This is a genomic window from Streptomyces muensis (assembly GCF_021474425.1).
Lineage (GTDB): Bacteria > Actinomycetota > Actinomycetes > Streptomycetales > Streptomycetaceae > Streptomyces > Streptomyces muensis.
Genome location: NZ_JAKEIP010000095.1, coordinates 1 through 21,660, shown reverse-complemented (window position 1 = coordinate 21,660; position 21,660 = coordinate 1). Strand labels below are relative to the sequence as shown.

At 71.2% G+C, this 21,660-nt stretch carries 17 protein-coding genes and 1 riboswitch; of the genes, 9 read left to right on the top strand and 8 right to left on the bottom strand.

Going from position 1 to position 21,660, the window contains the following annotated elements; all coding sequences use genetic code 11:
* Positions 1-126: 126 nt before the first annotated feature.
* Positions 127-549 carry a DUF485 domain-containing protein gene (locus L0P92_RS22390; RefSeq protein ID WP_234764604.1) on the top strand — a complete coding sequence of 141 codons (423 nt, stop codon included), beginning with the start codon at positions 127-129 and terminating at the stop codon, positions 547-549.
* The gene (locus L0P92_RS22385; protein WP_234764603.1) at positions 546-2,138 is read left to right on the top strand and encodes a monocarboxylic acid transporter; all 1,593 of its coding nucleotides are present in this window, start codon (positions 546-548) and stop codon (positions 2,136-2,138) included. Before L0P92_RS22390 ends, L0P92_RS22385 begins: the two co-directional genes overlap by 4 nt.
* 150 nt (positions 2,139-2,288) lie before the next feature.
* Here L0P92_RS22385 and L0P92_RS22380 read toward each other — a convergent pair whose 3' ends face one another.
* From L0P92_RS22380 to L0P92_RS22365, 4 genes are all read right to left on the bottom strand, one after another.
* Positions 2,289-2,969, bottom strand: coding sequence for a response regulator (locus tag L0P92_RS22380; protein WP_234764602.1), 681 nt, complete (start codon positions 2,967-2,969; stop codon positions 2,289-2,291).
* On the bottom strand, positions 2,966-4,642 hold the full coding sequence (locus tag L0P92_RS22375; RefSeq protein WP_234764601.1) for an ATP-binding protein: 1,677 nt from the start codon (positions 4,640-4,642) through the stop codon (positions 2,966-2,968). The genes L0P92_RS22380 and L0P92_RS22375 overlap by 4 nt, the downstream gene beginning before the upstream one ends.
* Positions 4,643-4,938: 296 nt before the next feature.
* Positions 4,939-5,880: a ferredoxin family protein gene (locus L0P92_RS22370; RefSeq protein WP_234764600.1), complete on the bottom strand. Its 942-nt coding sequence runs from the start codon at positions 5,878-5,880 to the stop codon at positions 4,939-4,941.
* 111 nt (positions 5,881-5,991) lie between these two features.
* Positions 5,992-7,248, bottom strand: a complete 1,257-nt coding sequence (locus tag L0P92_RS22365; protein ID WP_234764599.1) for a citrate synthase — start codon at positions 7,246-7,248, stop codon at positions 5,992-5,994.
* 133 nt (positions 7,249-7,381) lie between these two features.
* On the opposite strand from L0P92_RS22365, the gene L0P92_RS22360 reads away from it, so the two are divergent.
* A complete protein-coding gene (locus L0P92_RS22360; protein ID WP_234764598.1) occupies positions 7,382-8,548 on the top strand; it encodes a citrate synthase/methylcitrate synthase in 1,167 nt (388 codons plus the stop codon).
* A 201-nt stretch (positions 8,549-8,749) separates the two neighbouring features.
* On the opposite strand, the gene L0P92_RS22355 is transcribed toward L0P92_RS22360, so the two are convergent.
* Together L0P92_RS22355 and L0P92_RS22350 are read right to left on the bottom strand one after the other, a co-directional pair.
* The gene (locus tag L0P92_RS22355; RefSeq protein WP_234764597.1) at positions 8,750-8,986 is read right to left on the bottom strand and encodes a hypothetical protein; all 237 of its coding nucleotides are present in this window, start codon (positions 8,984-8,986) and stop codon (positions 8,750-8,752) included.
* Between the two features lie 96 nt (positions 8,987-9,082).
* Complete coding sequence (locus L0P92_RS22350; RefSeq protein ID WP_234764596.1) at positions 9,083-9,634, bottom strand: DUF6082 family protein; 552 nt, start codon at positions 9,632-9,634, stop codon at positions 9,083-9,085.
* A gap of 322 nt (positions 9,635-9,956) precedes the next feature.
* Between L0P92_RS22350 and L0P92_RS22345 the strand changes: the two genes are divergently transcribed.
* Positions 9,957-11,150 carry a CobW family GTP-binding protein gene (locus L0P92_RS22345; protein WP_234764595.1) on the top strand — a complete coding sequence of 398 codons (1,194 nt, stop codon included), beginning with the start codon at positions 9,957-9,959 and terminating at the stop codon, positions 11,148-11,150.
* Here the strand turns inward: L0P92_RS22345 and L0P92_RS22340 are convergent.
* Positions 11,147-13,603 carry a DNA gyrase/topoisomerase IV subunit A gene (locus L0P92_RS22340; RefSeq protein ID WP_234764594.1) on the bottom strand — a complete coding sequence of 819 codons (2,457 nt, stop codon included), beginning with the start codon at positions 13,601-13,603 and terminating at the stop codon, positions 11,147-11,149. The two genes, L0P92_RS22345 and L0P92_RS22340, sit on opposite strands and share 4 nt — an antisense overlap.
* A gap of 548 nt (positions 13,604-14,151) precedes the next feature.
* Between L0P92_RS22340 and L0P92_RS22335 the strand changes: the two genes are divergently transcribed.
* The 4 genes from L0P92_RS22335 (at position 14,152) to L0P92_RS22320 (ending at position 19,031) form a co-directional block, all read left to right on the top strand.
* Positions 14,152-15,507, top strand: coding sequence for a M16 family metallopeptidase (locus L0P92_RS22335; RefSeq protein WP_234764593.1), 1,356 nt, complete (start codon positions 14,152-14,154; stop codon positions 15,505-15,507).
* A complete protein-coding gene (locus L0P92_RS22330; RefSeq protein WP_234764592.1) occupies positions 15,504-16,892 on the top strand; it encodes a M16 family metallopeptidase in 1,389 nt (462 codons plus the stop codon). Before L0P92_RS22335 ends, L0P92_RS22330 begins: the two co-directional genes overlap by 4 nt.
* Positions 16,893-17,126: 234 nt before the next feature.
* Positions 17,127-17,291, top strand: a riboswitch (cyclic di-AMP (ydaO/yuaA leader).
* Positions 17,292-17,303: 12 nt separating this feature from the next.
* Complete coding sequence (locus tag L0P92_RS22325; protein WP_234764591.1) at positions 17,304-18,089, top strand: M23 family metallopeptidase; 786 nt, start codon at positions 17,304-17,306, stop codon at positions 18,087-18,089.
* 246 nt (positions 18,090-18,335) lie between these two features.
* Positions 18,336-19,031 carry a GntR family transcriptional regulator gene (locus tag L0P92_RS22320; protein ID WP_234764590.1) on the top strand — a complete coding sequence of 232 codons (696 nt, stop codon included), beginning with the start codon at positions 18,336-18,338 and terminating at the stop codon, positions 19,029-19,031.
* Positions 19,032-19,230: 199 nt separating this feature from the next.
* Here the strand turns inward: L0P92_RS22320 and L0P92_RS22315 are convergent, their stop codons facing one another.
* Positions 19,231-19,512 carry an HPr family phosphocarrier protein gene (locus L0P92_RS22315; RefSeq protein WP_016432192.1) on the bottom strand — a complete coding sequence of 94 codons (282 nt, stop codon included), beginning with the start codon at positions 19,510-19,512 and terminating at the stop codon, positions 19,231-19,233.
* 178 nt (positions 19,513-19,690) lie between these two features.
* Between L0P92_RS22315 and L0P92_RS22310 the strand changes: the two genes are divergently transcribed.
* Positions 19,691-21,660 (top strand): GNAT family N-acetyltransferase (locus L0P92_RS22310; RefSeq protein ID WP_234764589.1); only part of this gene is annotated, 1,970 nt, incomplete at its 3' end.

Here is a 21,660-nt window from a genome sequence, read left to right as displayed (position 1 = left end):
CGGCGGGTGCGGGTGGGCCCTGTGGGGCGTATGCGCCGTTGGCGGCTTGCGGTGGTCTTCACCTGATGGGGTGAAGACCGGAGCGAAGTCGGGTCGGGGATCTTTCCGTTCTGTCCATGCTTGGGCATGTACTCAGACGATCCCTGGTACGACGCCCTCGCCTCCGGATGGGGGGAGGCGGACGTCACCGACGCTCCCGGCGTCGCTCCGCCCCGCGCGGGTGACGTGTACCTCGAGGTGCAGCGCAGTGCGGCCTTTCAGGAGGTGCGCAGCCGGTACCGGAGGTTCGTGGTGCCGGCGGTCGTGGGGTTCCTTTCGTGGTACGTGGCGTACGTGGTGGCCGCCACGACCGCACCGGGGCTGATGGCCCGGCCCGTGGCGGGCGCCATGAACGTGGCGATGGTCGCGGGGCTCGGACAGTTCCTCACCACCTTCCTGCTCACCTGGGCCTACGTCCGCCACGCGCGCCTGCGCCGCGACCGGGCGGCGCTAGAACTCCGATGGGACACCCAGGAGTTGACGCGCGTCACCAGGGGCGGTGCCTCGTGACCGACGACCATCAGAGCCTGGCGCTGCTTCTGTTCAGCGTGTTCGTCGCGATCACACTGGCGATCACGACATGGGTCAGCCGCGACCGGCGGGGTTCGGCGGAGGAGTTCTACGCCGGCGGTCGGCTCTTCACGCCCATGGAGAATGGTTTTGCCATCGCGGGCGACTACATGTCGGCCGCCTCCTTCCTCGGCATCTCCGGGCTCATCGCCCTCTTCGGCTACGACGGGATGCTGTACTCGGTGGGCTTCCTGGTGGCCTGGCTGGTGGTGCTGTTCCTCGTCGCCGAACTGGTCCGCAACTGCGGGCGGTTCACGCTCGCCGACGTCGTCGCCGCGCGGATGCGTGAGCGCCCCGTACGGATCGCGCTGGGAACTTCCTCGGTCACCGTGTCCGTTCTGTATCTGGTGGCGCAGATGGTGGGCGCGGGCACCCTGGTCGCGCTGCTGCTCGGAGGCAAGGGCGAGGCGGCGCGGGCATGGACCGTCATCGGCGTCGGCGTGCTCATGGTGATCTATGTGTCGTGGGGAGGGATGCGGGCCACCACCTGGATCCAGATCGTCAAGTCGGTTCTGCTGCTCGGCGGCACCGTCGCGTTGACCGCGCTCGTCCTGGTGCGCTTCCACGGCGACTTCGACCAGCTGCTGCTCACGGCGGCCGAACGCAGTGGCCACGGTGAGGCGTTCCTCGCGCCCGGGCTCAAGTACGGCAGTGACTGGACGTCCCGGTTCGACTTCATCAGCCTGGGTCTCGCGCTGGTCCTGGGCACCGCGGGGCTGCCGCACATCCTGTCCCGCTTCTACACCGTGCCCACCGCCCGTGCGGCACGGCGCTCGGTGGTCTGGGCGATCGGACTCATCGGCGGGTTCTACCTGATGACGATCGTGCTGGGTTTCGGCGCCGCCGCGATCGTCGGACCCGAGGCCGTACGCGGGTCGAACGCGGCCGGGAACACGGCCGTTCCGCTGCTCGCCCTCGATCTGGGCGGTGGCGCGGACTCCACCGGAGGAACGGTTCTCTTCGCCGTCGTGGCCGCCGTCGCCTTCGCCACGATCCTCGCGGTGGTCGCCGGAATCACGCTCTCCTCCTCGGCCTCCGTGGCCCACGACCTGTATGCCTCACTACGCCGCCGGCGCGCCCGGCCCCGCAGGGAGGTGGCCGTGGCACGCGTCGCCGCGATCGGGATCGGCGTCGCCGCGATTGCCCTCGGACTGCTGGCCCGCGACCTGAACGTCGCCTTCCTCGTCGGCCTCGCCTTCGCCGTCGCCGCGTCCGCCAATCTGCCGGTGCTGCTGTACTCGCTGTTCTGGCGGGACTTCACCACGCGGGGCGCCGTATGGGCCGTGTACGGCGGCCTCGTCCCGGCCGTGGTCCTGGTGCTGCTGTCGCCGGTGGTGTCGGGCAGCCCCGAATCACTGTTCCCCGGCGTCGACTTCCAGTACTTCCCTCTCCAGAACCCGGGCCTCGTCTCCATCCCGCTGGGCTTCGTCGCGGGCTGGCTCGGCACCGTCACCTCGGCCGAGCTCCCGGACGAGGCCAAGCACGCGGAGACCGAGGTGCGGTCGCTGACGGGAGCGGGGGCGGTCTAGGGCGGCGCGCCTTCGGCGTCGTACGACTGTCCCGCCGCCGTATGGCCGAGGCCACTGTGCGCTGTCGGGCGGTCGGCTGACATTTCGGCGCCCGGCATCCGTATCAAAGGGAGGGCACGGTTCCCTTCCCCCGCCCCCACGGACCGTGCCTCAGGCGCGGGTCGCCCACACGTAACGGTGTTCCGGGCGGCCCGCGTCCCCGTACTTGAGGGTGAGCCGGGCCCGTCCCGTGCGCTCCAGGAGCTTGAGATAGCGCTGGGCGGTCTGGCGGCTCACCCCGGTGCGCTCGGCGATCTCCTGGGCCGACAGCGGGCCTTCGGCGTTCATCAGGGAGCGGCGTACGAGTTCCGCGGTGGTGGGGGAGTGGCCCTTGGGCAGGTCGGGCTCAGAGGAGGCGGACAGTGCGCCGAAGATCCGGTCCACCTCGGCCTGCTCCGCCTCGCCGCCGCCGTCCAGAGTGCGGCGCAGCTCGGCATAGGCCTCCAACTTGGCCCGCAGTCCCGCGAAGGCGAACGGCTTGACCAGGTACTGAAGCGCGCCGTGCCGCATCGCCGCCTGCACCGTCGACACGTCCCGCGCCGCCGTCACCATGATCACGTCGGTCTGGTGGCCGCGCCGGCGCATCTCCTGGACGACCGACAGACCCGTCTCGTCCGGCAGGTAGTGGTCCATCAGGACCAGGTCCACCCGGGGCAGCTCCTCCACCTGGCGCAGCGCCTCGGCCGCATTGTGGGCCTCGCCGGCCACGTGGAAGCCCGGAACCTTCTCGACGTAGGCGCAGTTGACGCGCGCCACGCGCGTGTCGTCGTCCACGACCAGGACCTCGATCATCGCGACTCCTCCTCGGCGACGGTCTGCGCGTCTGACGGCACGGCGAGAGCGGGCTCCAGGCCGGGCTCGGCCAGCGCCTCGGGCAGGACGACCGTGAACTCCGCGCCTCCGCTGACCGCCTCGCCCACCGCCGCGCTGCCACCCTGCCGTTCGGCGAGCCTGCGCACCAGGGAGAGCCCTATGCCACGCTCACGGTGCGCCGGCGGCTTCTTGGTGGACCACCCCTCGGTGAAGATCAACTCGCGCTGCTCCTCAGGGATTCCCGGACCCGTGTCGCGCACCCTGAGGACCGCGGTGCGCCCCTCGGCACGCAGTTCGACCTCCACGCGCGCGTGCGGAGTGCCCGCGACGGCGTCGAGGGCGTTGTCCACCAGGTTGCCGACGATCGTGACGAGGCCCCGGGGGTCGATCAGCCGGTCCGGGAGCCCGGTGCGCTCCGCGAGGCCCAGCGCGACGCCACGCTCGGCGGCCACGGTCGCCTTGCCGACCAGCAGGGCGGCGAGCAGCGGGTCCTGGATCTTCTCGGCGACCTGCTCCGCGGTGTCCCGATGATCGCCGACCACCTCGCCGACGAACTCCACGGCGTCGTCGTACATCTCCAGCTCCAGCAGCCCGAGCAGCGTGTGCATGCGGTTGGCGTGCTCGTGGTCCTGGGCGCGCAGGGCGTCGATCAGGCCGCGCGTCGAGTCGAGCTCCCGGCCGAGCTGCTCCAGCTCGGTGCGGTCGCGCAGAGTGGCGACGGCGCCGCCGTCGTCGGTGGGCATGCGGTTGGCGACCAGGACACGCTGACCGCGGACCGTGAGCAGATCCGTGCCGGTGACCCGGCCGGCCAGCACATCGGTCGTACGGCCCTCCCCGAGCGCCTCGTCGAGGGACCGGCCGACGGCCTCGTCACCGATGCCGAGGAGCCGGCCCGCCTCGTCGTTGAGGAGGCGGACACGGCCCGTGCGGTCCAGGGCGACGACGCCCTCCCGGATGCCGTGCAGCATCGCCTCGCGCTCCGCGAGCAACGCCGAGATGTCGGAGAAGGCCAGGTCACGGGTTTGCCGCTGGACCCGGCGCGAGATCAGCCACGCGGCCAGCGCGCCGACCGCGAGGGCGCCGCCCGCGTACGCGAACAGCTCGGGGATCGTGTGCAGCAGCCGGGCACGCACGCTGTCGTAGGCGATGCCGACCGAGACCGCGCCGATGATCTTCCCGTCGCTGTCGCGCAGCGGCACCTTGCCGCGGGCGCTGCGGCCGAGGGTGCCGTTGTCGATCTGCATGACCTCATGGCCGGCGAGGGCCTGGCCGGGGTCGGTGGAGACGGTCCGGCCGACCTCGCCCGGGGTGGGGTGCGACCAGCGGACCCCGCGCCGGTCCATCACCACGATGTACTCGGCCTTGGTGGCCTCACGGATACGTTCCGCCTCCCGCTGGACCGGCCCGCCGACCGTCGCGGGAGTGTGCGCGAGATCCTCGGCGATCTGTGGCTGGGCCGCGGTGGTCTGCGCGATCGACAGCGCGCGGCGCATCGCCTGGTCGTCCAGCTGGTCGCTGAGCGGAGCGAGGAACAGGCCGGTCGCGAGCACCGCGACTCCCGCGGCGATGGCCACCTGCATCAGCAGCACCTGCGCGAACATCCGCCGGGGCAGACCGAGGCGCAGGCGACGGGCGGGGGGAGTGGGGCTCATACCCATGACGGTACGTGGACGTGCGGGAAGTCCCGTAGAGGGGTGTGGCGTGGATCTCTTGATCAATGTCGACGGTGATGATCAATGCCCCGGTTGATCAATGTCTTGGATCAACCTCTCAGGTCAAAGCTGCGGATCAATGTCGGACAGTCGACCATGGACTGGGTCCATGTGGCTGGTCCATGCGGCCGGTTCGTGGGGCTGGCCCATGTAGCTGGTCCATGCGGCCGGTTCGTGGGGCTGGCCCATGTAGCTGGTCCATGCGGCCGGTCCGCGTGAGGAGCCGGTGCACCTGATCAACCTGCGAGTGCCGTGGTCATCGTGAGCTCGCGCACCGTCACTACGTCCATGCGCGCGGGCGAGCCGAGCGCCGACCCACAGCTCTCGGGGCGCGGCGGCAAGGAGGAGCCCTGTGCCACGCCGACCCGCCAGTGGCGTCCGTCCCTGTGGGCGACCGTCACTTCCCAGCGCGGGGCCGCGCCGTCCGTCCGTACGACACTCAGCGCCTCCGCGGCGTCCTCGCCGGTGGCCTGGCGCACAGCCAGCTCCGCCGCCTGGCCGGGCCGCACCCAGGCCGAGTTCCCACGGCACCCCGCGACGACGATCCGGCCTTCCTGGACGCTGTGCAGGACCTCCTTGACCGCGTGGGCCTCTGCCCGGCCGTACGCGTAGCCGTAGGGCAGCACGAGCAGCGTCGGTGAGAACCGGTGTCCACCCAGATGGGTGACCTCCCAGACACCCTCCACGCCGGAGGCGGCGAGCTCGGCCGCGAGGGGGCGCCCGAGGAGTGCGCAGCAGCGGTCCCGCTTGCCGTTGGTGCAGACGAGCGCGAGAGGGTCGCCTGCGTGGGGGCGGCCCTGGAGTGCCGAGTCGAAGGTCTGCGGGTCACCCGTGCCGAGTGCGGCGAAGTCCAGTTCCAGCAACCGCTCGGGATCGCTGATCGTGGCCTCGTGCAGCCATACGTTGCCGGGCACGGCGTGGGCCGCGTAGACCTGCCGCTCGGCGGCCGTGCCGCAGTCGGCGTGCCGGCCGGGGCGGCGGATCAGCGCGACGCGTACGCCCGTGCCGTTCGCGGCCGTCTCCAGGGCTCGGCCCAGCACCGGGTCCAGGTGGCTCTGCGTGAGCGCCTTGGCACCCCACGGGCCGGGCTGCTCCACCAGCAGCCAGGTAGTCGCGGTCGCCGCGGTCCCCGCGATGGGCTCGGCGAGGTCCTGCGAGACGGTTGAGCACGTACTCACAGAGGTGAGCCTAACCTGACTTGGGTGGCGGTGGCGGGTCGAGGGGTACGGTCCCGGGACTGTCCGGGGGTCCGTCCCGCGCCTGCGCTGTGCCTGTGAGGCGCGCCCGTCCTACTCCGGTAGCGGCTGGGGAGGCTTCGGACCCGTGTAGTGCCCGCTCGGTCGCATGCGGAGCGGTCGCTCGCCGTACTCCTCCAGGGCGTGGGCGATCCAGCCCGCCGTACGGGCCACGGCGAAGATCGTCTCTCCCGCCGTGTAGGACATGCCGGAGGATGTCGTGAACACGCCCAGGGCCAGGTCGACGTTCGCGTGCAGCGAGGTGTGGCGGGCCGCCGTGGCGGCGATGTCGCGGGCCGCGGCGAGGGCGGGCGCGGAGTGGGGGATCTCCTCCAGGAGGTCGAACAGGACCCGCGCGCGTGGGTCCTCGCCCGGGTAGAGCCGGTGGCCGAGCCCCGGGATGCGCCGGCCGGCCCGCAGCTCCTCGGCGATGACGGGTCCCGCGTCGCCCCGGTCGAGCACCTCCATGATCAGTTTGTGGGCGAGGCCGCTCGCAGCGCCGTGCAGCGGGCCCTCGATCACGCCCAGTCCGGCCGAGACGGCGGCGTAGGCATGGGCGCGGGCCGACGCGGCGACCCGTACGGCCAGGGTCGAGGCGGCCAGGTCGTGATCGACGAGCAGGGCGAGGGCGGTGTCCAGGACGCGCAGTGCGGCCTCGTCGGCGGACCGTCCACTCAGCTGTCGCCACAGGCGCTGAGCGATGGAGCCCCCGTCGCGATGGGTGTACCGCACGGGCCTGAGCGAGGCGACGAGAGTCGGGATGAGGATGCGCGCGGTGCCGAGCACGGCCTCCTCGGACAGGTCGAAGCGCAGGGGGTCGGCGGTCCCGGCGGCGATCGTCGCGACCCGCAACCGGTCGGTGGGACCGACGTGTTCGGGCAGGGCGTCGACGGCGCGACGGGCGGCGGTGACGGCGGCCTCGGGGGCGGTGAAGGTGACGCCGGGGCGCAACTCACCCGTCCACAGCCACTCGGCCACCTCTTCGTAGGAGTGCCGGGCGGCCAGCGCGGTCGCGTCCACGCCCCGGAAGTAGTAGCGGTCCGTGTCGATCAACGTGAGGCGGGTCCGGACGGCCAGCTCGCCCGCCGACCCTGAACTGCCCGCGCTCTCCCGCCTGTTGCGCCGGGCGAGCGTCCGCACCTCCTCGGCGTCGAAGGTGCTGCCCCGGCCGCCGGGCACGCGGCGGCTGCTCAGGTGTCCGCGGCTCACGTACGCGTACACGGTCTCGGGCTTCACACCGAGGAGTTCGGCGGCTTCCTGGGTGGTCAGCCGCTGCCCTGCTGGGGCAGGGCCGGGCTCTTGATCGCGCATGGGGTCACCGTATCCAGGAAGCGGGCCGTCGATTTCGAGCATGGATCCATGCGTTGATGCATTCATTGATCGAATCAACATTGACAGGAATTCAGTCAATCATGGACAGTCGAATCAAGTCCAGGGAGGAATCATGTCCGTCAACAGGTCAACATCCGCGCTCGTCGAGGTGCCACGTGGGCTGGCGGGTGTCGTCGTCACCGACACCGAGGTGGGCGACGTCCGGGGGCTCGAGGGCTTCTATCACTACCGCCAGTACTCGGCCGTCGAACTGGCGAAGACCCGCCCCTTCGAGGACGTCTGGCATCTCCTCGTCCACGGTGAACTGCCGGACGCCGAACGCTCCGCCGCCTTCGCGGCCGAGACCGCCGCGCTGCGACGGCTGCCCGACCAGGTGTGGGCCGCGCTTCCCGCCATCGCGGCGGGCAGCGGAGGGTCCGGGCCGCTGGCCGGTCTGCGCACCGCGCTCTCGCTGCTGGGCGCGGCCCAGGGCTTCAAACCGGTGTACGACATCGGCACCGAGGCGCGCCGCCGGGACACCCTCGTCGCGGCCGGGGCCGTACCGACTCTGCTCACCGCGCTGCACCGGCTGGGCGCGGGACTCGATCCTGTCGAGCCGCGCGAGGACCTGTCGTACGCGGCGAACTATCTGTACATGTTGACGGGAGCGGAGCCGGATCCGCGGCGGACCCGGGCCGTCGAGCAATACTTGATCTCCACCATTGACCACGGATTCAATGCGTCAACCTTCACGGCCCGGGTTATCGCCTCCACGGGCGCGGACGTCGCGGCCTGTCTCGTCGGAGCCGTGGGCGCGCTGTCGGGGCCCTTGCACGGAGGGGCGCCCAGCCGGGCGCTGGACACCCTGGACGCGATCGGCACCCCCGACCGCATCGACCCCTGGATCCGTGAACGTGTCCTCGCCGGCGACCGCATCATGGGTTTCGGTCACCCGGTCTACCGCACCGAGGACCCCCGCTCCCGCATGCTCCGCGAGATCGCCCAGGGCTTCGGCGGTCCGCGCGTCGCCTTCGCCGTCGAGGTCGAACGCCGCGTCGAGGCGATCCTCGCCGAACTGAAACCCGGCCGAGAACTGCACACGAACGTCGAGTTCTACGCGGGCGTGGTCATGGAACTCTGCGGTCTGCCGCGTGAGATGTTCACACCGACGTTCGCCGCCGCGCGGGTCGTGGGATGGAGCGCCAACATCCTGGAACAGGCGCAGGACTCGAAGATCATCAGGCCGGTGGCGCGGTATGTGGGGCCGGGGGCGCCGGTGAGGGTGCCGACGGCTGCCTGACGGCGGCCCTGGCACAGGTGTGGCCTGGGCATACGTGTGGCCTGGTGCCGTTCTGGCGCCAGGCCTCATCGGGTGGGGATCGAGCAGTGACGGGGTGCCGGTTGCTCGCCGGGTCGGTGGTCCGGCTCGCTCAACGGTTGCGCGCGGCCGGGGAGCGTCGACGGTACGGGTCTGGGGTGGACGCGTGCTCGTGCGGTGGTCTCAGGCGTCGGGGATGTCTGCCTTGGCGCGGATGAGAGTCTCCCGGCTGACGATGACGATGCGCTCGTAGTCGGCGCGGGCGGCATCGGCGGGCAGTTCCGGGTCAAGCGCCTCGGTGGCCTCGGTGCCGATGACGGCGAAGTTGCCGTCGCTGAGTTCGAACACGTCCGGGCAGGTAGATCCTGAGTTACTGCCACGGGCGCTTGGAGGCACACCGATGCGGCGCACGATCTTCAAAGGTACTGGTCCTTACGAGGGCTGGGCATTGTAGTCGGGAGAACGTTACTGGTGTTTCTGTTTCCGCCGTGGCTGGATGGCGAAAATGTCACCCGGTCAGTCGGTGGGCGGATCACCGACGACCCACCACTCGTCCGTGTCGGCGTCGTCGAGGTCCCTGACGAGACCGTCAACCATGCGCCCCAGCTGGGCTTCTTCGGATGCCTCGTTCAGGGAGGCGCGCATGTGCTGTGACGCTTCCCAGTACTCACGGAAGACCGGGCTCTGGAAGAACTCCCGCAGGTGCCGGTACAGCTCCTCCCGGTCCAGGAGTCCCGCCCGGTAGAGGTGGAACAGGTGGACGTACCAGGCGTTGGCGTAGAAGAACTGGCGGCGCCTCTCCGCCGGAATGCTCTTGTCCCAGGTGTCGATCACCGCGGCGAGGGAGGGATCGTCGATCGCCCTGGCCAGCAGCTCCCACTGCATGCGCTGCTGATGTGCCAGGGCCTTGCGGCGGATCGCCAGCTCCTCGAGCTCCAGCCGCCTCTCCTGCAGTCGTGCCTCTTCTGCCCGCCGTTGACGCGCTGCCATCGCTGCGCCGGCGGCGGTGAGGAGAGCCAGTGCGGCGGCGGTGGCCAGCCTCCCCGCAGAGTATTTCCGTGTGGCCATGTCAATTACCCCCGATCAGGCGGCCGTCCGCCGGTCGTCGGGGTGCGGGTCGACTGGAGGGGACCGGCGAGCGGTGGGCGGCGCTTGCCGTCTCCCAGAGTGCCGAGCGGCTCTGATCGGCGGGGAGGCGGAGAGGAGGCGCACGGAGGGAAGCGAGGGTCGCACACTCCGGCGCCATGCCCAACGTCTGCCCGGCAAGTGCTGCTAACAATCGTTCACTTCGCGGTGATTATTCGGGCTCGTATCCTGGGTCGGCATTCAACCTCCGTATGTGCGCCGCCCCGCGAGCCGGTGCACCCGTCGGCGTGAGAGAGGTCGCACGTTGAGCCAGCCGAGCCCCGGTCCACAGCAGATCCCGGTCGTCGTCCTCGCCGGATTTCTCGGTTCCGGCAAGACGACGCTCCTCAACCATCTCCTGCACCGCAGCCGGGGTACCCGCATCGGCGCCATCGTCAACGACTTCGGCGCCATCGAGATCGACGCCATGGCGGTCGCCGGCGCGCTCGGCGACTCCACGCTCTCCCTCGGGAACGGCTGCCTGTGCTGTGCCGTCGACGCCAGTGAGCTGGACGTCTACCTGGAGCGGCTCGCCCGCCCGGCCACCGGCATCGACGTCATCGTCATCGAGGCCAGCGGACTCGCCGAGCCCCAGGAGCTCGTGCGCATGGTGCTCGCCAGTGAACATCCGGGCATCGTGTACGGCGGGCTGGTCGAGGTGGTCGATGCCGCTGAGTTCGACGACACCCGCGCGAAGCACCCCGAGATCGACCGGCACCTCGCCCTCGCCGACCTCGTCGTGGTCAACAAGCTCGACCGGGCGCCGGACGGTGAGCGCGTGCTCGACCTGGTGCGTGGGCTCACCGACCGCGCCGCCGTCGTCCCCGCCACCTACGGCCGTATCGACCCCGAGTTCCTCTTCGACTGCCGGCCCAGCGAGGAGCGCATCGGGCAGCTGTCCTTCGACGACCTGCACGATCTGCACGACGCGCACGACCCACACGACCCGCACCCTCGGCACGAGCACACCGACGGCTCCGGTGACGGCCCGGACAGCGGCGACCAGCACGGGCACCAGCACGGGCCCCATCACGGGCACCTGCACACCGGCTACGACAGTCTGTCCTTCGCCTCCGAGGTCCCCCTCGACCCGCGTCGCCTGATGGGCTTCCTGGACAGCAGGCCCGAGGGGCTGTACCGGATCAAGGGCTACGTCGACTTCGGCCCGCACGACACCGCCAACCGCTACGCCGTCCACGCCGTCGGCCGCTTCCTGCGCTTCTACCCGGAGCGGTGGAACGCCGCCGACACGCGCCTCACCCAGCTGGTCCTCATCGGCTCCGGCATCGACGCGTCCGCGCTCGGCAAGGAGCTGGAGGCCTGCAAGAGCGACGCCCCACACGCCGACGAACATGGCATGTGGGGCGTGCTGCGGTACGTACCGGAGGCGGAGGAAGAGGCCTCCGCCGCTCAAGAGGACGGTGCCTCTCAAGAGGACGGCGCCTCCCAGGAGGCCTAGACCGGACCGGCCACCACCGACACCGTCTTCCCCAGTGACACGCCCGAGCCGTCGCGGCGCGGGTCGATGTCCGGGAGGTCGGCAGGGGTGCCGTTCTTCTGCGCGGCCCGTGCCGGGACGGCGCCCGCCCAGGCCAGGGACAGACAGTCCTCGCCCTTCAGGAACCGCTGGCAGCGCACACCGCCGGTCGCGCGCCCCTTGCGCGGGTACTGGTCGAACGGGGTCATCTTGGCCGTCGTCTGGACCGAGTCGTCCAGCGTGCCGCGCGAGCCCGCCACCGTGAACACCACCGCGTCGACCGCCGGGTCCACCGCCGTGAAGGAGATCACCTTCGCGCCCTCGGCCAGCTTGATGCCCGCCATACCGCCGGCCGCGCGGCCCTGCGGGCGGACCTGCGAAGCCTGGTAGCGCAGCAGCTGCGCATCGTCCGTGATGAAGACCAGGTCCTCCTCACCGGTGCGCAGCTCGACCGCGCCGACGATGCGGTCGCCCTCCTTCAGAGTGATGACCTCCAACTCCTCCTTGTTGGACGGATAGTCGGGCACCACGCGCTTGACGACACCCTGCTCGGTGCCGATCGCCAGGCCCGGGGTCGACTCGTCGAGCGTGGTCAGACAGACCAGGGTCTCGTCGCCCTCCAGGGAGACGAACTCCGCGAGCGGCGCACCGCCCGAGAGGTTCGGTCTCGACGCCGTCTCCGGCAGCTGCGGCAGATCGATGACGTTGATCCGCAGCAGCCGGCCCGTGGACGTCACCGCGCCCACCTCACCGCGGGCCGTGGCCGGCACCGCCGAGATGATCACGTCGTGCTTGGAGCGCTTGGCCTCGCCGCCTTCCGCGAACGGGTCGCCGTTCGCAGTACGGGCCAGCAGCCCCGTCGAGGACAGCAGAACCCGGCACGGGTCGTCCGCCACCTGGAGCGACGCGGTGGGGAGCGGCGCGCCGGAAGACTCCAGCAGGACCGTACGGCGCTCGGTGCCGAACTTCTTGGCGACCGAGGCCAGTTCGGCGGAGACCAGCTTGCGCAGCTCCGCGTCCGACTCCAGGATCCGCGTCAGCTCGGCGATCTCCTCGTTGAGCCGGTCCTTCTCCGCCTCCAGCTCGATGCGGTCGTACTTGGTGAGCCGGCGCAGCGGAGTGTCGAGGATGTACTGCGTCTGGACCTCGCTGAGCGAGAAGCGCTCCATCAGGCGCTCCTTGGCCTGCGCGGAGTTCTCGCTGGACCGGATCAGCCGGATGACCTCGTCGATGTCCACCAGCGCCGTGAGCAGGCCCTCGACCAGGTGCAGCCGGTCGCGGCGCTTGGTGCGGCGGAACTCGCTGCGGCGCCGTACGACCTCGAAGCGGTGGTCGAGGTAGACCTCCAGGAGCTCCTTGAGACCCAGAGTGAGGGGCTGTCCGTCGACCAGCGCCACGTTGTTGATGCCGAAGGATTCCTCCATCGGCGTCAGCTTGTACAGCTGCTCCAGGACGGCCTCCGGCACGAAGCCGTTCTTGATCTCGATGACCAGACGCAGGCCGTGCTCGCGGTCGGTGAGGTCCTTGACGTCGGCGATGCCCTGGAGCTTCTTCGAGCCGACGAGGTCCTTGATCTTGGCGATCACCTTCTCCGGACCGACCGTGAAGGGCAGTGCGGTGATGACGATGCCCTTGCGGCGGGCGGTCACCGTCTCCACGGACACGGTCGCGCGGATCTTGAAGGTGCCGCGGCCCGTCTCGTACGCGTCCCGGATGCCGGAGAGGCCGACGATCCGGCCGCCGGTGGGCAGGTCGGGGCCCGGTACGTGCTTCATCAGCGCGTCCAGATCCGCGTTCGGGTAGCGGATCAGATGGCGGGCGGCCGCGATGACCTCGGAGAGGTTGTGCGGCGGCATGTTGGTGGCCATGCCGACGGCGATGCCGGAGGCGCCGTTGACCAGGAGGTTCGGGAAGGCGGCGGGCAGGGCCACCGGCTCCTGCTCCTGGCCGTCGTAGTTGGGCGTGAAGTCGACCGTGTCCTCGTCGATCGACTCCGTCATCAGGCTCGTCGCCTGCGCCTGCCGGCACTCGGTGTACCGCATGGCGGCCGGCGGGTCGTCGTTGCCCAGCGAGCCGAAGTTGCCGTGGCCGTCGACCAGCGGGACGCGCATCGAGAAGGGCTGGGCCATGCGCACCAGCGCGTCGTAGATCGACGCGTCGCCGTGCGGGTGCAACTTACCCATGACCTCGCCGACGACGCGGGCGCACTTCACATAGCCGCGGTCGGGGCGCAGGCCCATCTCGTTCATCTGATAGACGATGCGGCGGTGCACCGGCTTGAGACCGTCGCGGGCGTCCGGCAGGGCGCGGGAGTAGATGACCGAGTACGCGTACTCGAGGAAGGAGCCCTGCATCTCGTCGACGACGTCGATGTCGAGGATCTTCTCCTCGTACGAGTCGTCGGGCGGCGGGTTCTTCGTGCTGCGGCGGGCCATCGCTGCCGGCTCCTTAAGTTTCTGGTCGCTCGGGCGTTTGCGGTATCTGACGCGGACCATTGTGGACCGCGGCACTGACAACCACCGACCAGGACCCGATGTTGGGCTCCGGCCCGGCGTCGGAGAAGTGTCGCCGACGCGCGGCCTCCGCCGCGACACAGGGGGCGGGCCGAGTTCGAACCGCCCTGGCCGGGGCCACGCCCGCGCCCGGCGGGAGCGAAGGCAAGCGCGCGCCGCGCGACCGTTCACTCGGCGGAGTGATCGCCGGGCACAGTCCCAGGTCGCGGGCGGCACGAGCCGTGATCGCCGCCGCGTGCGAGGCCGGAGTACGAGCGGCCCGCCCCGCGCGGCAGCAGCACGGGACGCGACGGCGGACCCGTCCCGACGGCCGACGCGCACCGCGTCCCCGGCTCGCCTTCATCGCCGTCCGGGCACGGCGTTCCGACCGGGAACTTCGCCGACCCTTCGGACGCTGCATACAGTGGCAGGAACTCATGCCGAACTGCTCGGCACAACGCAGTGCACGCGACCGGAAGGACACCTTGCCCATGGGTCACACGGCCACACCGGAGGCACAATCCGGCGGCCTCACCGCGACGGAGCACCGCCTGGCCAACGGCCTGCGCGTGGTGCTCTCCGAGGACCACCTCACGCCGGTCGCCGCGGTCTGTCTCTGGTACGACGTCGGCTCCCGCCACGAGGTCAAGGGCCGTACCGGACTCGCCCACCTCTTCGAGCACCTGATGTTCCAGGGGTCGAACAGTGTGAAGGGCACGGGCCACTTCGAGCTCGTCCAGGGCGCGGGCGGCTCGCCGAACGGCACCACCAGCTTCGAGCGCACCAACTACTTCGAGACCATGCCCGCCCACCAGCTGGAGCTCGCGCTGTGGCTGGAGGCCGACCGCATGGGCAGCCTCCTGGTGGCCCTCGACGAGGAGGGCCTGGAGAACCAGCGCGACGTCGTGAAGAACGAACGCCGCCAGCGCTACGACAACGTCCCCTACGGCACGGCGTTCGAGAAGCTGACCGCCCTGTCGTACCCCGACGGCCACCCCTACCACCACACGCCGATCGGCTCGATGGCCGACCTGGACGCGGCCAGCCTGGAGGACGCCCGCGCGTTCTTCCGCACCTACTACGCGCCCAACAACGCCGTGCTGTCGATCGTCGGCGACATCGACCCGGAGCAGACGCTCGCCTGGGTCGAGAAGTACTTCGGCTCCATCCCCGGCCACGACGGCAAGCCCGAGCCGCGCGACGGCTCGCTGCCCGACACCATCGGCGAGCAGCTGCGCGAGGTCGTCGAGGAGAACGTCCCCGCGCGCGCGATGATGGCCGCCTACCGGCTCCCGACGGACGGCACGCGCGAGTGCGACGCGGCCGACCTGGCGCTGACCGTCCTCGGCGGCGGCGAGTCCTCCCGCCTCTACAACCGGCTCGTGCGGCGCGACCGTACGGCCGTGGCGGCCGGCTTCGGTCTGCTCCGCCTGGCCGGCGCGCCCTCCCTGGGCTGGCTCGACGTGAAGACCTCCGGCGACGTCGAGGTGCCCGTCATCGAGGCGGCCGTCGACGAGGAACTCGCCCGGTTCGCGGCGGACGGCCCCACCGCCGAGGAGATGGAGCGCGCGCAGGCCCAGCTGGAGCGCGAGTGGCTGGACCGGCTCGGCACCGTCGCGGGCCGCGCCGACGAACTGTGCCGGTACGCCGTCCTGTTCGGCGACCCGCAGCTCGCCTTCACCGCCGTACAGCGCGTCCTCGCCGTCACCGCCGAGGAGGTCCAGGCGGTCGCCAAGGCCCGTCTGCGTCCCGACAACCGCGCGGTGCTCGTGTACGAGCCGGTCGCCGACGAGGCCGAGGACGCGGAAGCCCCCGCCACCGACGAGAACGAGGAGTCGGCGCAGTGACCGAGCTCGCCAGCATGGAGTTCCACCCGCAGCCCCAGGCCGGCGCGGCCCGCCCCTGGGCGTTCCCGGCGCCCGAGCGCGGCAAGCTGGACAACGGCCTGACGGTGCTGCGCTGCCACCGCCCCGGCCAGCAGGTCATCGCCGTCGAGGTGCTCCTGGACACGCCCCTGGACGCCGAGCCCAAGGGCCTGGACGGCATCGCGACGATCATGGCGCGCGCGTTCTCCGAGGGCACCGACAAGCACACCGCCGAGGAGTTCGCCGCCGAGCTGGAGCGCTGCGGCGCCACCCTCGACGCGTACGCCGACCACCCCGGCATCCGCGTCAGCCTCGAAGTGCCGGTCTCCCGCCTGCCCAAGGCGCTCGGCCTGCTCGCCGACGCGCTCAGGGCGCCCGCGTTCGACGACGCCGAGGTCGAGCGTCTGGTGCGCAACCGGCTCGACGAGATCCCGCACGAGCTGGCCAACCCCTCGCGCCGCGCCGCGAAGGAGCTCTCCAAGGAGCTGTTCCCGGCGACCTCGCGCATGTCCCGCCCGCGCCAGGGCACCGAGGACACCGTCGCCGGCATCGACTCCGCGGCCGTACGCGCCTTCTACGAGCGGCACGTACGCCCCGCCACCTCCACCGTCGTGGTCGTCGGCGACCTCACCGGCGTCGACCTCGACGCCCTGCTGGGCGACACCCTGGGCGCCTGGACCGGCTCCCCGGCCCAGCCCCGCCCCGTCCCGCCGGTGACCGCGGACGACACCGGACGCGTCGTCATCGTGGACCGCCCCGGCGCCGTCCAGACGCAGCTGCTGATCGGCCGCATCGGCCCCGACCGGCACGACCGCGTGTGGCCCGCGCAGGTGCTCGGCACGTACTGCCTCGGCGGCACCCTCACCTCCCGCCTGGACAAGGTCCTGCGCGAGGAGAAGGGCTACACCTACGGGGTGCGCGCCTTCGGCCAGGTGCTGCGCTCCGCCCCGGACGGCACGGGCGCGTCGATGCTCGCCATCAGCGGCTCCGTCGACACCCCGAACACCGGTCCGGCCCTGGACGACCTCTGGAAGGTCCTGCGCGGGGTCGCCGGCGAGGGACTCACCGACGCCGAGCGGGACTTCGCCGTGCAGAACCTCGTCGGGGTGGCCCCGCTGAAGTACGAGACGGCCGCCTCCGTGGCGAACACACTGGCCGACCAGGTCGAGCAGCACCTGCCCGACGACTTCCAGGCGAAGCTGTACCAGCAGCTCGCCTCGACCGGCACCGTCGAGGCCACCGCCGCGGCGGTCAGCGCCTTCCCGGTGGACCGGCTGGTGACGATCCTCGTCGGCGACGCGGCCGCGATCCGCGAGCCCGTCGAGGCCCTCGGCATCGGCGAAGTCACCGTCGTGGCAGCCGAGTAGAGCCGTCGTGACGGCCGGTTAGGGGACAGCCCGGCGCCGGACGGCGCACGCGCGCGTAGGGGCCCTGGTGGCGAAAGAGCCACCAGGGCCCCTTTATGCCCGAATTGAGGGAGAGGTTGCCTGTCTGCCCTGTGGGATGCGCTACAAAAACCGCGATCCGTTTGGGGATTGAAAGTGGCGCCGCTTAGCGTCTTCCGGGCTGTCCGTCAGGCAGTGCGCCGCGCCCGCGGCACCGGACAGCCATCGCCGAGTCCCCGTACGGCGCGAGCCAGGGGAGCCGGGGACCCACCGTAGTCCCTGGGGTGAATCGGACGCCCGCGCGAGCCGCGAGGGGGTCCGTAGGAGACCTTCCTGCTCCGAACCCGTCAGCTAACCCGGTAGGCGAGAGGGAAGGAAAGGATCAGCCACCACATGGCGTTCACCTGCGCCACCGGGAAGAACAGCGCCTCCGGCAAGCACCGTCGCCCCGGCCGGTTCGAGCGCACCACCGCCCGTGCGGCGGGCGTCGCCGCCCTCACCGCCACCGGCGTCATAGGCACCCTGGCTGCCCCGGCGCTCGCCGCCGAACCCGCCGCCGAGCAGACCGGCCTCATCCCCGTCATCACCGTCGACGACACGCTCGCCGACCAGATCGACGCCCAGGCCGAGGCCCAGAAGCAGGCCGCCCAGGAGGCCGAGGCCCGCAAGAAGGCCGCCGAGGAGGCCGCGCGCAAGAAGGCGGCCGAGAAGGCCAAGCAGGAGCGCGAGGCCAAGGAGCGCGCCGCCCGTGAGGCCGAGCGCAAGCGCCTGCTGTCCTACGTCGCCCCGATCTCCGGCTCGTACGTCTCCACGGGCTACAAGAGCGGCGGCGCCGTCTGGTCCTCCGGCAGCCACACCGGCGTCGACTTCCACGCCGCCAGCGGCACCTCCGTCCACGCGGTCGGCTCCGGCACCGTCGTGGAGGCCGGCTGGGGCGGGGCGTACGGCAACAACATCGTGATCAAGATGAACGACGGTACGTACACCCAGTACGGCCACCTGTCGTCCATAGGCGTCTCGGTGGGCCAGACCGTCACGCCGGGCCAGCAGATCGGCCTGTCCGGCGCCACCGGCAACGTCACCGGAGCGCACCTGCACTTCGAGGCGCGCACGACCGCCGAGTACGGCTCCGACATCGACCCCGTCGCCTACCTCCGCTCGCACGGCGTGAACGTCTGACGCCTCCCGTACCCCTAGGCGCTCAGCTGCCCGCAGCTCAGCTACCCCTAGCTCCGCTTCCCCGTAGCTCAGCTTCCCGAAGCCCCGGCTCCCGAGCCGGGGCTTTCGGCGTTTCCCGGACGATCGGCTGACCAAAAAATATCCATGGATTCCGGCCCGCCGTCGGAAATTCCGGCCGGTTGCAATAGAGTCACTGAACACACGTCATTCGTCGACGTTTCACGGGGATTAAGGCGGAGGTCGGTCATGCGTATTCCGGCGCACTCGGTATGCACCGCGATCCGGGACGACATCGTCGCCGGCGTCTACGAGCGCGGCGGCCGGCTCACTGAGGAACTCCTCGCACGCCGCTACGGCGTCTCCCGCGTCCCCGTGCGGGAGGCCCTGCGCACCCTGGAGGCGGAGGGCTTCGTGGTGACCCGGCGGCACGCGGGCGCGTGCGTGGCCGAACCGACCGAGCAGGAGGCCGCCGACCTGCTGGAGATGCGCACGCTGCTGGAGCCGCTCGGCGCCGCCCGGGCCGCCCAGCGGCGCACCGAGGCCCATCTGAAGGTCCTGCGCGGCCTGGTCAGGCTGGGCCAGGAGCGCGCCCGGCGGGGGAACAGCGACGATCTGCGCTCGCTGGGCGGCTGGTTCCACGAGACGCTGGCGCAGGCCTCCGGCAGCCCCGCCCTGGCCTCGATGCTGACCCAGCTGCGCCACAAGATCGCCTGGATGTACGCCGTGGAGGCGCCGGTCAACCCGGTGGAGTCCTGGGCCGAGCACGGCGCGATCGTGGACGCGGTGGCGCGCGGTGACGGCGAGCGCGCCCGGGGCGTCACCGCCCTGCACGCCGAGCGCTCGATCTCCGCGCACCGGCTGCGGTTCGGCTCCGGCGGGGAGCGCGCGGAGCGTGTGAGGAATTCGCAACATGCCGTAAACATGTCGAGCCTGCGGCATTAACAAGGGCGCCGTATACAAAGAGGAGATATTCGCAGGCGACTGATTTCCGCTGCCCTTTTTCGGGTGGGCCGTGAATTCCGACGGCGCCTGCTCGAAAACGGTGCGTGCCCGAAAGGGGCGCTCCAGAAACAGCGAAGCCGCGCCGACCGGAAAGGCCGACGCGGCTTCACCACATGCGGTGGAGTCCCGCTCAGGTCACTCAGACCGTCTCGGGCAGCTCCTCGAGGCCCTCGGAGACCAGCTTCGCCAGCCGGTCGAGGGCGGCGTCCGCACCCTCGGCGTCGGAGGCGAGGACGATCTCCTCGCCGCCCTGGGCGCCCAGGCCCAGAACGGCCAGCATGGAGGCCGCGTTGACGGGGTTGCCGTCGGCCTTGGCGATCGTCACCGGGATACCTGCGGCCGTGGCGGCCCGGACGAAGATGGAAGCGGGGCGGGCGTGAAGGCCCTCGGCCCAGCCGACGTTGACGCGGCGCTCAGCCATGTGATGCTGCCCTTCGGTGTTCAGGGTTGTCTAGACCAGTTTCCCACACCCGTGAAGCCCGCCGGGAGGGACGAGACGTCCCTTCCGAGGTGACCGTCGGGTCGCGGCCTCGACCCGACATACGTCCTCCACAGACTGCCTCGCGCCGTTGTCGTACGCGAGCCGTACTCTGGGCCCCATGCAGAGCGCCTCGGACCGGCACGAGTACCCCGCCCACTGGGAAGCCGACGTGGTGCTGCGCGACGGCGGCACCGCACGCATCCGCCCCATCACCGTTGATGACGCCGAGCGTCTGGTCAGCTTCTACGAGCAGGTGTCGGACGAGTCGAAGTACTACCGCTTCTTCGCGCCCTACCCGCGACTGTCCGCGAAGGACGTCCACCGCTTCACGCACCACGACTTTGTGGACCGGGTGGGACTCGCGGCCACGGTGGGCGGCGAGTTCATCGCCACCGTACGCTACGACCGGATCGGCGCCGACGGAATGCCCGCGTCCGCACCGGCCGACGAGGCCGAGGTCGCCTTCCTCGTCCAGGACGCCCACCAGGGCCGCGGCGTCGCCTCCGCTCTGCTCGAACACATCGGCGCCGTCGCCCGCGAGCGTGGCATCCGCCGCTTCGCCGCCGAGGTGCTGCCCGCCAACACCAAGATGATCAAGGTGTTCACGGACGCCGGGTACACCCAGAAGCGCAGCTTCGAGGACGGTGTCGTACGTCTCGAATTCGACCTGGAGCCGACGGACCGCTCGCTCGCCGTGCAGTACGCGCGCGAGCAGCGCGCCGAGGCCCGGTCCGTGCGGCGCCTGCTGGTGCCCGGCTCGGTCGCCGTCATCGGCGTCGGCCGCGCCCCCGGCGGCGTGGGCCGCAGTGTCCTCGGCAACATCAGGGACGCGGGGTTCACGGGACGGCTGTACGCGGTGAACCGGGCGTTCCCGGAGGACCTCAAGGAGGTCGACGGGGTCCCCGCGCGCCGATCGATGCGGGACATCGAGGAGCAGGTCGATCTCGCGGTGGTCGCCGTACCCGCCCAGCACGTCCCCGACGTGGTCACCGAGTGCGGCGAGCACGGCGTGCAGGGGCTGGTCGTGCTCTCCGCCGGGTACGCCGAGAGCGGGCCCGACGGCAGGGAGCGGCAGCGTGAACTCGTCCGGCACGCGCGCGCGTACGGCATGCGCATCATCGGGCCGAACGCATTCGGGATCATCAACACCTCCGCTGACGTCCGCCTGAACGCCTCCCTGGCACCCGAGATGCCCCGCCCGGGCCGGATCGGCCTGTTCGCCCAGTCCGGCGCGATCGGCATCGCCCTGCTGTCCCGGCTGCACCGGCGCGGTGGCGGCGTGACCGGAGTCACAGGTGTGTCGACCCTGGTCTCGTCCGGCAACCGGGCCGACGTGTCCGGAAACGACGTCCTTCAGTACTGGTACGACGACCCGGACACCGACGTCGTGCTGATGTACCTCGAGTCCATCGGCAACCCCCGCAAGTTCACCCGCCTCGCCCGGCGTACGGCGGCCGCGAAACCGCTGGTCGTGGTCCAGGGCGCGCGGCACGGCGGCGCTGCGCCCCAGGGGCACGCCGTACGGGCCACGCGGCTGCCGCACGCCACGGTGTCCGCGCTGCTGCGGCAGGCCGGCGTGATCCGGGTGGACACGATCACCGAACTCGTGGACGCGGGTCTGCTGCTCGCACGCCAGCCGCTGCCCACCGGCCCGCGCGTGGCGATCCTCGGGAACTCCGAGTCGCTGGGCCTGCTGACCTATGACGCGTGCCTCTCCGAAGGGCTGCGGCCGCTGCCGCCGCTGGACCTGACGACCGGGGCGTCGGCGGCCGCCTTCCACCAGGCGCTGTCGCACGCGTTGGCCGACGAGACGTGCGACGCGGTCGTCGTCACCGCGATCCCGGCGATCGGGGGCGCCTCGACCGGCGACGCCGAGCTGGCGGAGGCACTGCGCTCGGCGGCCGAGCGGGTACCGGGCAAGCCGGTCCTGGTGGTGCACGTGGAGCTCGGGGGGCTCGCGGAGGCCCTGTCCGCCGCGGCGAGCACCGCCCCGCAGGCGACCACCACGGCGCCCGGCATCGCGAACCGCGCCCACCCGTTCCGCCCCCTGCACTGCCCGGCCGACCCTCCGCCCGCCCCCTCGGACAC

Coding starts and splice junctions, on each gene's coding strand:
- L0P92_RS22375 (WP_234764601.1), bottom strand. CDS start 4,642: ATGAGCCCCACTCCCCCCGCCCGTCGCCTGCGCCTCGGTCTGCCCCGG.
- L0P92_RS22365 (WP_234764599.1), bottom strand. CDS start 7,248: ATGCGCGATCAAGAGCCCGGCCCTGCCCCAGCAGGGCAGCGGCTGACC.
- L0P92_RS22320 (WP_234764590.1), top strand. CDS start 18,336: ATGCGTATTCCGGCGCACTCGGTATGCACCGCGATCCGGGACGACATC.
- L0P92_RS22380 (WP_234764602.1), bottom strand. CDS start 2,969: ATGATCGAGGTCCTGGTCGTGGACGACGACACGCGCGTGGCGCGCGTC.
- L0P92_RS22340 (WP_234764594.1), bottom strand. CDS start 13,603: ATGGCCCGCCGCAGCACGAAGAACCCGCCGCCCGACGACTCGTACGAG.
- L0P92_RS22390 (WP_234764604.1), top strand. CDS start 127: ATGTACTCAGACGATCCCTGGTACGACGCCCTCGCCTCCGGATGGGGG.
- L0P92_RS22325 (WP_234764591.1), top strand. CDS start 17,304: ATGGCGTTCACCTGCGCCACCGGGAAGAACAGCGCCTCCGGCAAGCAC.
- L0P92_RS22360 (WP_234764598.1), top strand. CDS start 7,382: ATGTCCGTCAACAGGTCAACATCCGCGCTCGTCGAGGTGCCACGTGGG.
- L0P92_RS22335 (WP_234764593.1), top strand. CDS start 14,152: ATGGGTCACACGGCCACACCGGAGGCACAATCCGGCGGCCTCACCGCG.
- L0P92_RS22315 (WP_016432192.1), bottom strand. CDS start 19,512: ATGGCTGAGCGCCGCGTCAACGTCGGCTGGGCCGAGGGCCTTCACGCC.
- L0P92_RS22350 (WP_234764596.1), bottom strand. CDS start 9,634: ATGGCCACACGGAAATACTCTGCGGGGAGGCTGGCCACCGCCGCCGCA.